Raw genomic sequence first — 15,117 nt, 5'->3', positions numbered from 1 at the left:
ATATGAGCGCACCTTTTCCATTATGAGTCAAATAATACCAAAAAAATCAACTAATAGCAAGAGGCAAAAAGATTAATTTTTTTTAAGCAATTTTGCAGCGAACAAATGACTCAATTTGGTTTAAAAAATCTGTAATCTTCCTCAAACACCTCTTCCCATGAAAGAGAAGTTAACTCACAGCTTTTACCCATTTCGTCTTCGGCATCTTTTAGCGCTCTTTTGAAACATTTTTGCCAAATAGACTCTATATAATTACGATTCAAACTCGGAACTTCCTCTTGAATATCGGCGATTTCTAGACGAGCAGAACGAATGGTAATACTCCAACTAGAACTACGCATCTCTGGTTGACATTTCCATTTAATGATATGAGCCATCAATCTAGTTAACTGACTGATCGTTGCCAACTTTTTCGATTTACCCATTGATTCGATTAAAGTGTAGAGTCCCTGATTTGCTTCCATCAACTTTCCCTCTTCCAAAAGTTGCTGAACTAAGACAGCAGTTTGATATTCCGAACTCGCCGCTAACCATTCCCAATCTTGTAAAGTTGGCATATTTTCCTTCTTCGCGTCCTTTGCGTCCTTTGCGGTAAAAAAATAGCTGTACTTCTGAATTCTTTATCTTATCGTTGTTAAACTGACTCTTTCTGCATCCTCAATCATAAAGCCTGCAAAAAATTTGTAGAATTGTACAAACTGCTGGACAAAATCAATCAATAAAAAACCAGGTTCATGCCCGTGCTTTAACGTCCCAGCATTTATAATAGTCAACTTGCTAAAGTTTCGTACCATTTTGTAATGCGTATGACCATTGATAACATATTTATATTTTTGCTCTCTAATCAAGTTTTGCAAATCTGTATTGACATCAATAGCGTACCCATAATCATCAGGAGTTAGTCGGACCATATCATTTTTTCCCAGACCGTGACACAAAAGTGCTAAACCATGAGGCGTAGAGAAGTCAAGAGTTGAAGGAAGAGAGAATAGAAACGACTGGGAAAACTCCGAAAGCGAATCTAACTGTGTAGCCTCTTTTAGAGAGCGCATCTCATTTTTCAATAACCATCGAGCGTGATTTCCTGAAACGACCAAAATTTCTTCACGCATTAGAGTATTACAGCATTCATTAACGTCCCCTAAGCCATCAACAATATCTCCGACGCAAACAATTTTTTCAACATTTTTTGATTTCAAAAAATGCACGGCTTTGTCTAGAAATTTATCCTCTGCATGGACATCACCGATTACACCGATAATATTCAGTTCTTTGTTTAGGCTCATAGCTTCTTCGTAGGGCTAGATCTAGCGAATTTCTGAGTCAATATGGAAAGAGGAGAAATTTGCTGTAATTCTCTCCTCTGCTTCCTTGCTGCCTCAATAATTATAGGACTTACGCATTGACACTATTATATATAGTGGAATGGTGCGTTACACGCTTAGTTAACGCACCCTACGAATAAAGGCTAGCTAGATCCCCGACTTCTTGAAGAAGTCGGGGATCTGAAGTTTACTGAGGTTGTTGTTGAGGACGATTTTGACGATTTTGGCGCATTTGTTGCATTTGTTGTTGTTGCTCAGGAGTTAAAACAGCTTGCATTTTTTGGCGAGACTCCTGACGAATGCGTTGAATTTGTGCTTGTTGTTCCGAGGTGAGATTTAGTGTAGACCAAAGTTGACCGCGTTGACCGCGACGTTGACCACTTTGTTGAGCTTGTTGTTGTCCTCTTTCTTGTCTTCTTTGTTCTCTGGCTGCACGCAATTTGTCTTTCTGTTCTTGGGTGAGAACGTTTTCAATTTGTTGGCGAGTTGCTTCCCGAATTTGCCGCATTTGGGTTTTTTGCTCGTCAGTTAAATTGAGTCGATTTCTTTTTCCTTGAGCTAAAATTAGCTGTTGATCGGAAGTGGTCGATGCGGGTTGTGCTTCAGCTACATTTACCCAAGCTGTAGACATAAATAATGTGGCGGTTGTTCCCAAAAGTGCAATTAATTTTGTGTTCATAGTTACCCAAATACAAAAACTGCACTTTTAGACGTGACTACTTTCCAAAAGGTTCAGGTTTTTGGGTAATTACGAATGGCTAAATTTGGTTGACTTTTCTGGTAATTTATGCAAGAGAAAGCTTGGCAAAATTTTACTGAAACATGAAGATTTATTTCTCTAAAACAACAATTTAGTTGTTTTAATTTGTTGCTAAATTCCAGTCAGGAAAGGCATTTGAGCGATCGCAAACCCAACAAAACCCGCAATATTACCTACTCCATAAAACCCTGTATGTCTGAGAGAATCAGAAACGATTTGATAATCAAGCAATTATCTTTGGGTTGTCAGGATAAGGGAGAACACTATGAAATTAGCTTACTGGATGTATGCAGGTCCGGCGCATATTGGCACGCTACGGATTGCCAGTTCGTTCAAAAATGTTCATGCGATTATGCACGCGCCTTTGGGGGATGATTATTTTAACGTGATGCGATCGATGTTAGAACGGGAAAGAGATTTTACACCTGTGACTGCTAGTATTGTCGATCGTCACGTTTTAGCTAGAGGTTCCCAAGAAAGGGTTGTTGATAATATTACCCGCAAAGATCAGGAAGAACGCCCAGATTTGATCGTGTTAACTCCGACTTGCACATCTAGTATTTTACAGGAAGATTTGCAGAATTTTGTCGATCGCGCCCAGCTAGAAGCGAAAGGCGATGTGATGTTAGCTGATGTGAATCATTATCGGGTGAATGAACTGCAAGCAGCCGATCGAACTTTACATCAAATCGTCCAATATTATATAGAGAAAGCGCGGAAACAAGGCAATCTTCCCGAAGGTAAAACCGAAAAACCATCGGTAAATATTATCGGCGTAACAACTCTAGGTTTCCACAATCAACATGATTGCATGGAACTGAAAAAATTAATGGCTGATTTGGGAATTGAAGTTAACCAAATTATTCCCGAAGGTGCTTCCGTTCAAAACTTAAAGAATTTGCCGAAAGCGTGGTTTAACTTAGTTCCTTATCGGGAAATTGGGTTAATGGCAGCTAAATATTTAGAACAAGAATTCGGCACACCTTATGTAGATATCACCCCAATGGGAGTGGTAGAAACTGCACGTTGTATCCGCAAAATTCAACAAGTAATTAATGCTCAAGGTGGGGAAGTTGACTACGAAGAATTCATCAACGAACAAACCTTGTATGTTTCCCAAGCTGCTTGGTTTTCTCGTTCCATTGACTGTCAGAATTTAACCGGGAAAAAAGCCGTTGTATTTGGAGATAATACCCACGCTGCTGCGATTACCAAAATTCTCGCTCGTGAAATGGGAATTCATGTAGTTTGGGCGGGAACTTATTGTAAATATGATGCTGATTGGTTCCGGGAACAGGTTAGCGAATATTGCGACGAAGTGATTATTAGTGATGACAATGGTGCGATCGGAGATGCGATCGCCAGAGTCGAACCCTCCGCCATTTTCGGCACCCAAATGGAACGCCACGTCGGTAAACGTTTAGATATTCCCTGCGGCGTAATTGCATCACCAATTCACATTCAAAACTTCCCCATTGGTTACAAACCTTTCGTCGGATACGAAGGCACAAATCAAATAGTTGATTTAATCTACAATTCCTTCACCTTGGGAATGGAAGATCACCTATTAGAAATCTTTGGCGGACATGATACCAAAGAAGTAATTACTAAAGGAATTTCTGCTGATTCTGACTTAGGTTGGACGAAAGAAGCACAGGGAGAATTGAATAAAGTTCCTGGTTTTGTCCGGGGGAAAGTGAAGCGAAATACCGAAAAGTTTGCCCGTGAAAGGAACATTTCGCAGATTACTGTTGAAGTGATGTATGCAGCGAAAGAAGCAGTTGGCGCTTAGTTAGCTGTTAGTAGTATAGTAGTAGGGTGGGCAATGTTCACCCTACTAACACTTTTACCTATTGAAATTAATCAAAAATGGCGTAATTATGAGCAGTAATTTACCATCTGGCAGTTCTAATCAAGACCGACTGTATAAAGACGTAATTACTACTATAGAAGCAACTCAATACCTGGTTAATTTTATTATAATTAGCTTTGCTTTCGGTCTAAGCATTTCAAACCGAGAATTCTCCATTTATTTGTTGATAACGATTGCTACAACTAGCGTGACAATTGTTAGTACAGTTTCACAAGTATTCAAAGCAATTATCGACCTACTAAGTCGGATAGAACGAAATACGAGGTCTGAATAATGTATTGAGGATGTGCGATCGCGCTATCCTAGTATAGGTATATTAAAAAAACAGTTCGTTAGATTAAGGTGGAAAAGCTCAATGTATGCACCGGAAACTAACTCAGAAATATTAATGCCCTCACCAAATCTTTACGAAACAGATTTCTACTCATGGACGCAGGAACAAGCGTCTTTACTCCGCAATCAACAATGGAGTCAGCTTGACTTAGAAAATTTAATTGAGGAAATAGAATCTTTGGGTAAACAGCAACGTCAAGAATTGCGAAATCGTTTAAGTTTGCTAATTGGACATTTACTAAAATGGGAATATCAATCAGATCGCAGAAGTCGGAGTTGGTTAGCAACAATTCGCATTCAACGTTTGGATGTTTCTGAGTTACTAGAAGTTAATCCCAGTTTAAAACCTTACTTGGAAGAAGCACTAGAGAAAGCTTATATTAAAGGTGTGGAATTAGCTGTTAAGGAAACTGAATTATCTCGTCGAACTTTTCCGGTAGAATGCCCCTACAGTTTATCTGAGATTTTAGAAGATTCTTTCTATCCAGGGGAAGCGAGTGAGTGGGAAAATGAATAGGGTTGATGGTGCGATCGCCTAAAGGTAAAATAATTAGAATGCGATCGCCATTCAACAAAGTAAGAACAAAGTACTATGCACCCAATTTTACCACCAAGATTTAGGACTCATCAAAGGTGGAAGATCGGGAGAATAGACAGTATGAATTTTTATTGTTTTATCACTGCTACCAGTTATAATAGTCTGTCCATCCGGTGCAATTATTATAGAATTGATAGAACCGGAATGTACAGTAAAAGTGCGATCTTCTTTAGTTTTTAGGAACCAAACTTTCATTATTTGATCGCTACTGCCACTGACGAGAATTTCTCCATTGCGACTAATTGCCAAAGTATTAACTGAGGCTGTATGTCCTGTAAAAGTGTAAATCTCCTTACCTGTACTCAGTTTCCATAATTTAATTGTCTTGTCTTCACTGCCACTGATAAGAATTTTCCCATTAGAACTGAAAATAATAGATTTGACAGATGCTAAATGCCCTGTTAAATTTAGAATTTCCTCACCAGTACGCACCCGCCACAGTTTAACAGTTTTGTCATCACCAGCACTCGCCAAAAACTCCCCATCAGGACTGAAAGCAACAGACTTAACTCCGGCAAACCAATCTGAACTTCCTGTAAGTGTGGAGATTTCTTTACCAGTATTTAACTGCCAAATTTTAACGTTTTTATCATCACTACCACTAGCTAAAAGCTGACCATCAGGACTAATACTAACAGATCTAATTGCTCCTGAATGTCCTGTAAAAGTATGAATTTCCTTGCCAGTATTTAACTGCCAAATCTTGATAGTTTTGTCTTCACTACCACTAACTAATACCTGTCCATTAGGACTAATAGCAATAGACTTAATTCCTGCAAACCAATTAGAAGAACTTTGACCCAAGGTGGTAATTTCAGTACCCGTTTCCCTATTCCATAACTTAATAGTTGTGTCGTCACTACCACTAGCTATAATTTTTCCATCGCGGCTGAGTACCACTGCATTAATACTGCCGGAATGCCCTTCAAGAGTTAATAAACATTGCCAAGACTTAAACTCAAATTCATTCTCAGATTTAGGATTAGTTGCGCTAGGTGTTTGTTGTTTTTTTGCTTCTGGTGCAGCTTGCGGAAAACTAGGTTGAGTAGATTGAGGCTGTGGTTGTAAATTTGAAGATAATTTAGATGACGCTTGATTCAAAGCTCTAAGAACTTCTGATACTGTTTGATAGCGTCTATTAGTAGCAGTTTCACTCAGTTTATCCAAAATGAAACTCAGTTCATCACTAACTGGATTATTAACTAAATAATGCCGCCATACCCAAATATTTTCAGCCGTATCAAATAGTTCAAAAGGCGAAATTTGAGTCATCAAATGGATACAAGTTACCCCTAAACTATATAAATCACTGGCAAAAAGTGCTTTACCCCTAGCTTGTTCGGGCGCGACATATTCCGGGCTACCAATACTAGTCCCTGTCTTGAGTAAAGCAGTTCCCGTGGCATATTTAGCCGCCCCAAAATCAACTAAAACTAGATTCCCATCACTGCGAAGAATGATATTTGCTGGCTTGATATCTCTGTGAATAACATTGTGGGAATGAATAAACTCAAGTACTGGCAATAAGCTGTTAAGTAAGTCTCGAATCTGACTTTCACTGAAAGTGCCTTCTGCCTCCAGTACCAAATCTAAATTTTGTCCATCAATAAACTCTTGCACCAAGTACTGGCGGTTATCCTGGGTAAAATGCGCCAAGAGTTCAGGAATCTGAGGATGTTTACCTAATTCATCTAGTCGAACAGCTTCTTGTTCAAATAACTCGGCTGCTTTCTGAGTATTACTAGTACCTTGTGCTTGGGGAAAAAATTGCTTGATGACACAACGAGGTTTAGAGGGTTTATCTTCATCAACTGATAGAAAAGTTCTGCCAAAACCACCCTGACCTATAAGTTTAATAGCTCGGTAGCGTTCTTTAAGCAACAACTTTGATCCACAAGTTTGACAAAACTTTGTCCTATCAGCGTTTTGAGGCTTTTGGCAGTCGGGATTTAAACAGTAACTCATACTGGCAACTAATCTCTAATTTGACTCTACTGTAAGTTTTCCCTAAAATGCGGCTGGATTAACAAAAAACCTAAATTGCTCCTAAATATCAAAAAATGTAACTGATAAAAGCAAGTGGCACTAAAATATCTTGGATGAGAATGTCGATCGCGCCTATCAAACTCAAATCTTACACCAAGAACCAGAATTAGTTGTTCAGAAACTTGAACTAAAATAATGATAACAACAGCAACATTATTTCAGTGGGTAGAACTCAAACAAGATGTTCCTAATAGTTCTGTTAAAAAAGGTGATAAAGGAGTTGTACTATCTCATTTACAACCAACAAAACATCAACCAGAAGCAGGATATACTGTGGAAGTATTTCAAAAAGGGGAAACTTTAGATGTGATTTCTGTACCAATTTCTTGGGTGAATCCTCTACCAGAAATATGGGGAAAGGGATAAAGCGATCGCACTTTCCGAAAAAGACTGGAAAATTGTTACTTCAGCAATTGAAAATCCCCCAGAACTTAACCCTAAACTCAAAGCAGCTATCAAACGTTACAAAGAAGAATACAATCAGAAATAAGCAATACAATAAAAAAACTCCCCATCTCTTTGGACAAGGAGTTAAATTTATGGAACTGTGGATAAAGCTTAAAGGAAACTTTCAGGGAATAGATTGCTAATCAGAGGTACTTAAACTACAATTATTATTCCACTCCTGATACATTTCTCTTTAATAAGCTGTTCCGCATTTAAATTGGATTGTTTGGAAACAGAAGAAAATTGGTCTAATTCTCTCCCCTGCCCCTCTGCCCCTCTGCCCCCCTGCTCCCCTGCAATCTTAATAAGTGATTTAAATGCGTGACAGCTTACTGCTACAGCCGATCGCTCAATTACACAGTTAAACTCATGTTATAGCTGGTATTAGCTGTATTCGTATTAGTAAATACTTGGACAAAGTAATTACCCGCAGTTAAATCTTGCGTCAAAGTACCCAAGCTATTGTTAGCAGAATTCACCAGACCTAAAGTTTCTGTACTATCAAACTGACCGTTGTTATTGGTATCGCGGTAGAGGATTGCAAAAGCTGGATCGGTTGTGCCGTTAAGTGAAAGATTGAGAGTTCTGTTGCCATTCAAGACAAAGCTGTAAAAGTCAACCCGATCGGTACTCCCCACAAAATCAGTTACCGTGCGACTACCGCTGAGAGTACCCAGACTGAAAGCATTACCTTGACTATTTCCGGGATCTGTGGTGTTGGTGGACTGAATTACAGAAGGTGACATTGCCAAATTGTACAAGGTGCTCGTAGTAGTGTTTTGGGTTGTCACATCAATGTGATAATAACCAGCACCCAAGGTTTTGTTAATCACTGCGGGAGTGGAAACATTACCAGTAACACTAGCTATTTCTTCACCGGAATCAGCTACACCGTTTTCATTAGTATCGGCAAAGAGTTTCAAAGTAGCACTACCACTCAGTCCTGAAAGATTCAAGTTCAGATTTATCGGATCGACTACGCGGAAGCCGTAATAGTCATCGCGATCGGTAGTTCCGACAAAATCACTAAAAGTCGCTTTCGCAACTAAAGTTCCTAAATCGTAAGCAGTACTTGAAACGTTACTCGGATCGGTGTAAGGAGAAACGGTTGGAGAAGCTACCCGTCCTTCCCGAATTCCGTTATTCAGGAAGTGTAGTAGTGCAGCTTGATAATTATTGCCAAAAGCTGCTCTCAAATCGCTATTATTTGCTAAATAGAAAGGTGCGTTGAAAAATTCTGAAGAAACTCTTCCTTCACTCAATCCAATTTCCGTAAAGTGTTTATACAACTGCTCGTTATTGAAACCAACCGCTGCTAAGTCAGTATTAACCGATTTATAAAAATTAGGGCTAAAGGTAACGGAAGAACGCCTTCCTTCATTAGCACCAAAGTTTTCCAAATGGCTCAATAACTGCGTGTTAGTGGTTAATCCTGCCCGTCCTAAGTCAGGATTGGATCTACCATAATATCTGAGGTCAACGAAAGGTGAGGCTAATCTTCCTTCGTTAATCCCAGTGGTGCGGTAGTGGTTTTCGAGTTGTTGCGGGCTAGTTATACCAGCTACTGCTAAATCAGGATTCAGGGAAGCGTAACTTCTAGCATCAAAAAGATTGACAGCCATGATTTGTTCCTCTTAAAATGAAAAGTAAGCACTATATTTGTGAGAAAAAACACAAAACACTTGGCACTAGCTATGTAATAGGAGCGTGCCAATTTTTGTTTTTTGGTAATAATTGGAAGATGCGATGGCTAAGACTATGCTTTGTAGACTAAGTATCCTTACTTAACTATAGATCGTTTAAAAGTCTTTGGAGATTTAGTTATAAGGAATACAGAATTTTTTAACAAAGTTAGTCTTTCATTGTTTCTCCACAATTACACTTAAGAGATCTGTGAGTTTGCTTTCGCTTTAGCACACCTATCTCTACGAACACTGGCAGTACTATTCCAGAAACTTACCGAAAAATTCTCGAAGATGTGTTAGCGCGTTAGGGTTAAAGCTAACAGGATGGCGACGATCGCACCCACCAAAGTATTGATCGCGTTAACTACTTCGTTGGTTAGCCAGCTAACTTTGGTTTGCAGAGTTGCGCCGATGACGCTTTCTAGGTTGGTGGCGACAAAAGCGGCGATGACGCATAAACCGACACCTAGCAAGTTGATTAACCCGATGCCCCAAGCTAGGAGGGCGATCGCCACTGAAGCGATAACTCCTGCCAAAGTTCCCTCTAAACTAACCGCACCTTCAGTTCCCCTAGCTACGGGTTGTAAAGTAGTAATCAAAAAAGTGCGTTTACCGTAAGCTTTGCCCACTTCACTAGCGCAAGTATCGGAAAGTTTAGTGCTAAAACTAGCAACATAACCGAGTAAAAGTAAAGGTTGAAGGCTAGTGGGAAGAAGACTAGCGCTAATGGCAGCTACTCCTAAAGCACAAAGGGCAGCGGTAGCCGCAGAACCCCAAACATTTTCCGGCCCTCTAGCACCGGAACGCTTTTCGGCTATGCCTTCGGCTTCTTTTTGCGCCATACCGATGCGAGTGACAGCCGAGCCGACAAAGAAATAAAACAAGACTACTACGTAACCTTGCCAGCCAAGGGTTCCCCAAATCAGAACACCTAGTATCCAAGCGTGAAATAAACCAGCTGGGGTAAGTAGTTTTTTGGGGATTAGCCAAGCGATCGATAATAAAACTGTGTTTAATCCCACCGCAATTAACCAGGGATTTAGCGAATAAATAGAATTAAACATTGAACACCAGCCTTGTAGGTAACACTAAATTATGAGCCAAGTATTATTTCATCTTGCCTTTCCTGTGGCTAACATCGCCCAAACTAAAGAATTTTATGTCGATGGTTTAGGGTGCGAAGTTGGTCGAGAAGCAGCAAATTCTTTAATTTTGAATCTTTACGGGCATCAGATAGTTGCTCATGTTAGCAAAGAATTGCTTGCGCCGCAAAAAGGAATTTATCCCCGACATTTTGGTTTAATTTTCACTGAGGAAGCAGATTGGGAAAATTTGTTAGCCAGAGCACAACAAAAGCAACTGCCTTTTTACCAACAACCAAAACGGAGATTTGTCGGTTTGCCTACGGAACATCGGACTTTCTTTTTAGAAGATCCGTTTTACAACTTTTTAGAGTTTAAATATTACTGTCAATTTTCGGCAATTTTTGGGGAGGCGGAGTTTGCCCAAGTGGGTGATGCTGTCTGAGTGGTTCGGCAAGGGCTTCTGCTACTGCGGCAATTCCTTTAGGGTCGCTAATCATCCAGGCATGAAAGGGAATGGGAACTTGGACATCTTTACCTACTGGCATCCGCGAACTAGTGGGAGGAACGATCATTAAATCAAAAGGTGTCCAAATTGAGGTAAAGTTTATCTGCTCTAACATGGCTAGGTCGCGATTTAGGTCAGCCAAAAATGGGCTATCTGGTCGCATTTGAATGCTGCCGGGGCGATCGATCAAATATGCTAAAACGGTGCCATGATGGGGTGAAGAAACGGTAATAAATCGCTGGACGCGATCGATTCCACCTAATCTTTGAATATAGTAACGGCTGACAATTCCTCCCATACTAAACCCTACAATATCGATCGGTTGTTCGGGAGGAAAAGTTTTTTCTACATATCTAACAATTTGTTTAGCTAAGTAGTCCAGAGGTCGATCGCAATTATTGGGAGTTAAATCTATATCATGGACTGTCCAACCTTTTTTTGCTAATTCGGGAGCCATTTTATAGAAAACAGCGGCAGTATCATTCATGCCGTGAACTAAGAGGACAGGATTTGATTTAGTAGTACTGTTCATAATTTTAGGGATTGGGGATTAGGAACTGGGGATTGGGGATTGGGAGAGTTTTGAGTTAGGGAAAAATTTGACCGGGATCTACAGATTTACCATATTTTCTAACTTATTTAGCTCTAGAATGTAAATCGATAAATACCGCTCCAAGTTTTAAGTTATTTAATTTCCCCTTGTCCCCAATCCCCAGTCCCCAGTCCCCAATCCCCAATCCCCAAAATTATTCATTCATATTTCTGTAAGTTGCTACAGCAGAAGGAGATATCCGGTTTAAGTATCTGAATATCCAATACTTAAATACCGTATCCAAAATTACAGGGAAAGTAGCAATAAACAAGAAGATAAAATCACGACTTTCTGGTAATCCTAAATGACGAGCGACATTTTCTAAAAGTACTTCCCAACCATGTGGCGAGTGATAGCCAACGAAGATGTCGGTTAATAGAATAATAATAAAAGCTTTAGCACTATCGCTGAGTCCATACACGATTTCATCCATAAAAGATTTCAAAATTACAATTTCCCGCCGACTATAAATAATTACTACAGCAAACATTCCTAATGCTGCTAAGTCAGAAAAGACATTTTTCACTGCATTAGCACTAGCACGTCGAGATTCTTCGGCTATTTCATTTGCTCTTTCTTGTAGCTTTTCGTCAATTTGTTCTGGCTTAAGTTTTGGCGTTCCTGAAATTAAATAATCAAATCGTAGGCGCTCCTCAAACTTTCTTAACTCTTCTAGGGCTTCTCTTTCCAGGTCTTTATTGATGAATATACTAATTTTATTTCTCTCTATTAAACTGTCAACGATCGGCCCCGCAACCGCTAACTTAAACAGTTGAAAACTTAACAAAGGTACAACAATCAAAGTTAAAATAAATCGCAGGGAAATTGCTGTTTTAGCTTTTGAAGTCCGATATTTTTTAAGAACTTCTTGTTCGGATTCTGGGTCTAATTCTCTTTGAATCTTATTTAAAGTTGAAAAAATTGACCGGGGTAATACTCCAGTTTTATCAACAACGGTTTCAAATTTATTAGGCTCATCTTCTGATACACCAAACAGCTGCTTTTCATTGTTTAATCCCTGACTAGCAATAGCTTCAGTACGTTCCAGTTTATTATTGTTTTGGGGAACGACTATTAAAGAAGTAGAGGTGTTTGGAGTATTAATGCGGCTTTTTGGTCTGTACTTGGCTATTACTTGGTCAATAAATTTCAGTTTTTCTAATGTTATTGTAACCTGCTCGGAGTTGGCTATTCTTTGGTAATTGCCATTATTATCAGCCGAATTTTTGGGAGATTTGACGATTTGTTGGCTAGTAATTAAATTGAGGAAAGAGCTACTAGCTTTAAATTCTCGCAGGCGATTACTAGCAATAGTTAAATTTTGTCTTAATTCTGACTGAAAATATGCTTTAACGCTGTCGCCATAATCAGTTTGATTGACAGAAATTTTCTTGCCTTCAAAATATTCATCTTCAATGGCTTTAATTTGTAAAGCAGCATTGTATGCTTGTTCTAAGGCTCTTTCTGGGGTGTCAAAGTACCAATCTCTAATCGATCGGACTAACCCTTGAATTGAGGTAATAAGACTGTAAATCATAACAGAGAGGGTTGTAAATTTTGTGTTTTAGTTGTAAGTGGGATGTTTTTCTAGATTAAATTTTTTCAATGTATGTGGTATGATAACAGACTGGACGGAGGAGAAACGGTGTTTTCTGAATCTCTTTGGATTTCTGGCCCTAGTCGTAGTGGAAAAACTGCACGTTTGATAGAGCAGTTTTGCCATTGGTCGGATTTAGGCTTTGATTTAACAAATGTAGATGCAAGAGATACTTTGGCAGGTGAAAGAGTTTCTTTGAGGAAACGTCGTTTAATTGCCAAGCAAGGTGTCCCAGCAGTTTTAGTATTCGCTGCTAATGGAGATAATCGCATTGAATTGACCGATCGCATCGCTGCCATTAAACCTAATTTAGCAGTTCAAACCACCACACCTTTAGCTTTTTTTGAAAATGAAATAATTCTATTTTGGCCGATCATAATTCAAAAGTTGAATTTACCTGCACAATTTCCCCTGCGTTTACGTCCAGAGGCGGAACAAGAATTTGCAACTGGATTATGGCGATCGGAATTAGACCAAGGAATTGCGGTAAAAATGGGGGTAAATGAATATCGTTTAGTGCGGCGTGCTTTAGACTTATTGCTATTAGCAGGGTTAAGCAAAACACCAATAGAAAATCTACCGCAAATTTTAGAGAAAGGTTTTCCCAACGAGCTAGAAAATGATGATTCTCCAGTAAATAATCCTGTGACAATTCCTTTGGAAATGTTGCTGCGTTGGCGAGATTGGTGTTGGCAAAAAGGTTTATTAACTTACGGGATTATTGCCGAATTATATTGGCGATATTTATTACCTAATCAAACTTATCAGCAACATTTGAAGCGACGCTATCGGTTTGTTTTTGGGGATGATGTAGATGATTATCCAGCGATCGCAGGTGATGTTTTTGAGTTTTTGTTAACTAATGGTGCAGTTGGCGCTTTTACTTTTAATCCTGAAGGAAGAGTTAGATTAGGTTTAGGTGCTGACCCCGATCGGATAGCAAAATTAGCTTCACTTTGTCGAGTGGAAAAGTTAACTAATCGACCTGTAGAATGTTTAGCGGATACTTGGGGAACGACTTTAGTAGAAGCTGTTAGCGATCCGATGTTAATGCTTAATTTGCCGTCAGAAATCAAGTCGATTCAAACAACTTCCCGATCGCAATTGTTACGCCAAACAGCAGAAGTAATTATTGATGCAGTTAATCGGGGAAAAGTTAAACCCCAAGAAATAGCGGTAATTGCACCTGGATTGGATGCGATCGCACGTTACACTTTAATCGAAATTCTGTCTAATAAAGGCGTAGAAGTTGAGTCTTTAAACGATCAACGTGCTTTAGCTAGTTCGCCAATTATTCGTGCTTTACTAACTTTATTAGCTTTAGTTTATCCGGGTTTAGGCAGGTTGGTGGATAAAGATGCGATCGCAGAAATGCTAATCATTTTAAGTGCCAGACAAGTATATAAGGGAGAACCTAATTCTCCATCTAAAATTGAATATTGGATCGATCCAGTGCGTGCGGGTTTATTAGCAGATTATTGTTATAAACCAGACTTGGAATTACCTGAATTATTACCTGTAAAAACCTTTGCGCGTTGGGATAGATTGGGTTATCGTGCGACTCAAGCTTATGAGGAAATTGTGCAGTGGTTGTTAGAACAGCGATCGCAACAAGAACAACGGTTGATTCCTAATCCAGTTTACATTTTAGACAGAGCAATTCAACGCTTTCTTTGGCATGGTAGCTATCTTCCTTACGACCAATTATCAGCTTTACGGGAATTAATTGAAACTGCTCAACAATATTGGGAAGTTGATGCCAGAATGCGAAAAATTGACAGTAGTAATACTTCGCCTAATACTACCATCGGTCGCTTTATTCAATTGCTCAGAAGTGGGACAATTACTGCTAATCCTTACCCAGTAAGATTATTTGGAATTACCAAACAAGCGGTCACTTTAGCTAATATTTTCCAATACCGTTCTAGTCGAAGATTTCATAAGTGGCAATTTTGGTTAGATGCAGGTTCGCCACTGTGGTTAAGTGGAGGTGCAGCAAATTTATTTGGCGCACAATTATTCTTGCAAAATCGCTTTGCTCAACCTTGGACGACGGAGGATGAAAATCGAGAAGGTGAGGAAAGATTGCAACGAATTTTAAAAGATTTGCTCAGTCGTACAGGTGAAAGACTTTATTTGTGTCATAGCGATTTAGCTGTCAATGGACAAGAACAAAATGGCCCTTTGGTAACATTAATAAATGCTGCGGTTCCTGTGTTTACCGTACAAACAAATGAATTTAGGTAAGAATGCGATCGCTATAAAAAGAGC

General features: G+C 39.3%; 15 protein-coding genes. 7 read left to right on the top strand and 8 right to left on the bottom strand.

From position 1 onward, the window contains the following. Positions 1-110: 110 nt before the first annotated feature. The 3 genes from ACE1CA_RS08045 to ACE1CA_RS08035 form a co-directional block, all read right to left on the bottom strand. Entirely contained in the window at positions 111-557 is a 447-nt protein-coding gene (locus ACE1CA_RS08045) for a DUF29 domain-containing protein (protein WP_413278598.1), read from the bottom strand. 63 nt (positions 558-620) lie between these two features. Further along, positions 621-1,286, bottom strand: a complete 666-nt coding sequence (locus ACE1CA_RS08040) for a metallophosphoesterase family protein (protein WP_413278597.1) — start codon at positions 1,284-1,286, stop codon at positions 621-623. A 226-nt stretch (positions 1,287-1,512) separates the two neighbouring features. Next, a complete protein-coding gene (locus ACE1CA_RS08035; protein WP_413278596.1) occupies positions 1,513-2,004 on the bottom strand; it encodes a hypothetical protein in 492 nt (163 codons plus the stop codon). 346 nt (positions 2,005-2,350) lie between these two features. On the opposite strand from ACE1CA_RS08035, the gene bchB reads away from it, so the two are divergent. The 3 genes from bchB (at position 2,351) to ACE1CA_RS08020 (ending at position 4,808) form a co-directional block, all read left to right on the top strand. Next, on the top strand, positions 2,351-3,877 hold the full coding sequence (gene bchB, locus ACE1CA_RS08030; protein WP_413278595.1) for a ferredoxin:protochlorophyllide reductase (ATP-dependent) subunit B: 1,527 nt from the start codon (positions 2,351-2,353) through the stop codon (positions 3,875-3,877). Between the two features lie 88 nt (positions 3,878-3,965). Then, entirely contained in the window at positions 3,966-4,232 is a 267-nt protein-coding gene (locus ACE1CA_RS08025) for a hypothetical protein (RefSeq protein ID WP_413278594.1), read from the top strand. 81 nt (positions 4,233-4,313) lie between these two features. Continuing rightward, positions 4,314-4,808 (top strand): DUF29 domain-containing protein, encoded by a 495-nt coding sequence (locus tag ACE1CA_RS08020; RefSeq protein ID WP_413278593.1) that lies wholly within the window; start codon positions 4,314-4,316, stop codon positions 4,806-4,808. An 87-nt stretch (positions 4,809-4,895) separates the two neighbouring features. Here ACE1CA_RS08020 and ACE1CA_RS08015 read toward each other — a convergent pair whose 3' ends face one another. Next, complete coding sequence (locus tag ACE1CA_RS08015) at positions 4,896-6,854, bottom strand: protein kinase domain-containing protein (protein ID WP_413278592.1); 1,959 nt, start codon at positions 6,852-6,854, stop codon at positions 4,896-4,898. 216 nt (positions 6,855-7,070) lie between these two features. Between ACE1CA_RS08015 and ACE1CA_RS08010 the strand changes: the two genes are divergently transcribed. Further along, on the top strand, positions 7,071-7,301 hold the full coding sequence (locus ACE1CA_RS08010) for a DUF4926 domain-containing protein (RefSeq protein ID WP_413278591.1): 231 nt from the start codon (positions 7,071-7,073) through the stop codon (positions 7,299-7,301). Continuing rightward, on the top strand, positions 7,270-7,425 hold the full coding sequence (locus ACE1CA_RS08005) for a type II toxin-antitoxin system TacA family antitoxin (RefSeq protein WP_413278606.1): 156 nt from the start codon (positions 7,270-7,272) through the stop codon (positions 7,423-7,425). Before ACE1CA_RS08010 ends, ACE1CA_RS08005 begins: the two co-directional genes overlap by 32 nt. A gap of 310 nt (positions 7,426-7,735) precedes the next feature. On the opposite strand, the gene ACE1CA_RS08000 is transcribed toward ACE1CA_RS08005, so the two are convergent. Then, positions 7,736-9,004 (bottom strand): pre-peptidase C-terminal domain-containing protein, encoded by a 1,269-nt coding sequence (locus ACE1CA_RS08000; RefSeq protein WP_413278590.1) that lies wholly within the window; start codon positions 9,002-9,004, stop codon positions 7,736-7,738. Between the two features lie 359 nt (positions 9,005-9,363). Next, the gene (locus ACE1CA_RS07995) at positions 9,364-10,131 is read right to left on the bottom strand and encodes a TIGR00297 family protein (protein WP_413278589.1); all 768 of its coding nucleotides are present in this window, start codon (positions 10,129-10,131) and stop codon (positions 9,364-9,366) included. Between the two features lie 31 nt (positions 10,132-10,162). On the opposite strand from ACE1CA_RS07995, the gene ACE1CA_RS07990 reads away from it, so the two are divergent. Next, positions 10,163-10,594 (top strand): VOC family protein, encoded by a 432-nt coding sequence (locus ACE1CA_RS07990; RefSeq protein ID WP_413278588.1) that lies wholly within the window; start codon positions 10,163-10,165, stop codon positions 10,592-10,594. Here ACE1CA_RS07990 and ACE1CA_RS07985 read toward each other — a convergent pair. Together ACE1CA_RS07985 and ACE1CA_RS07980 are read right to left on the bottom strand one after the other, a co-directional pair. Next, positions 10,524-11,189: an esterase/lipase family protein gene (locus ACE1CA_RS07985; protein WP_413278587.1), complete on the bottom strand. Its 666-nt coding sequence runs from the start codon at positions 11,187-11,189 to the stop codon at positions 10,524-10,526. The two genes, ACE1CA_RS07990 and ACE1CA_RS07985, sit on opposite strands and share 71 nt — an antisense overlap. Before the next feature lie 214 nt (positions 11,190-11,403). Then, on the bottom strand, positions 11,404-12,786 hold the full coding sequence (locus ACE1CA_RS07980) for a proton extrusion protein PcxA (protein ID WP_413278586.1): 1,383 nt from the start codon (positions 12,784-12,786) through the stop codon (positions 11,404-11,406). Positions 12,787-12,894: 108 nt separating this feature from the next. On the opposite strand from ACE1CA_RS07980, the gene ACE1CA_RS07975 reads away from it, so the two are divergent. Further along, positions 12,895-15,093 carry a recombinase family protein gene (locus ACE1CA_RS07975; RefSeq protein WP_413278585.1) on the top strand — a complete coding sequence of 733 codons (2,199 nt, stop codon included), beginning with the start codon at positions 12,895-12,897 and terminating at the stop codon, positions 15,091-15,093. Positions 15,094-15,117 lie beyond the last annotated feature (24 nt).

It is taken from the genome of Floridaenema evergladense BLCC-F167, from assembly GCF_041929205.2.
Classification (GTDB): domain Bacteria; phylum Cyanobacteriota; class Cyanobacteriia; order Cyanobacteriales; family Aerosakkonemataceae; genus Floridanema; species Floridanema evergladense.
This window is presented reverse-complemented; position numbering and strand designations above follow the sequence as displayed.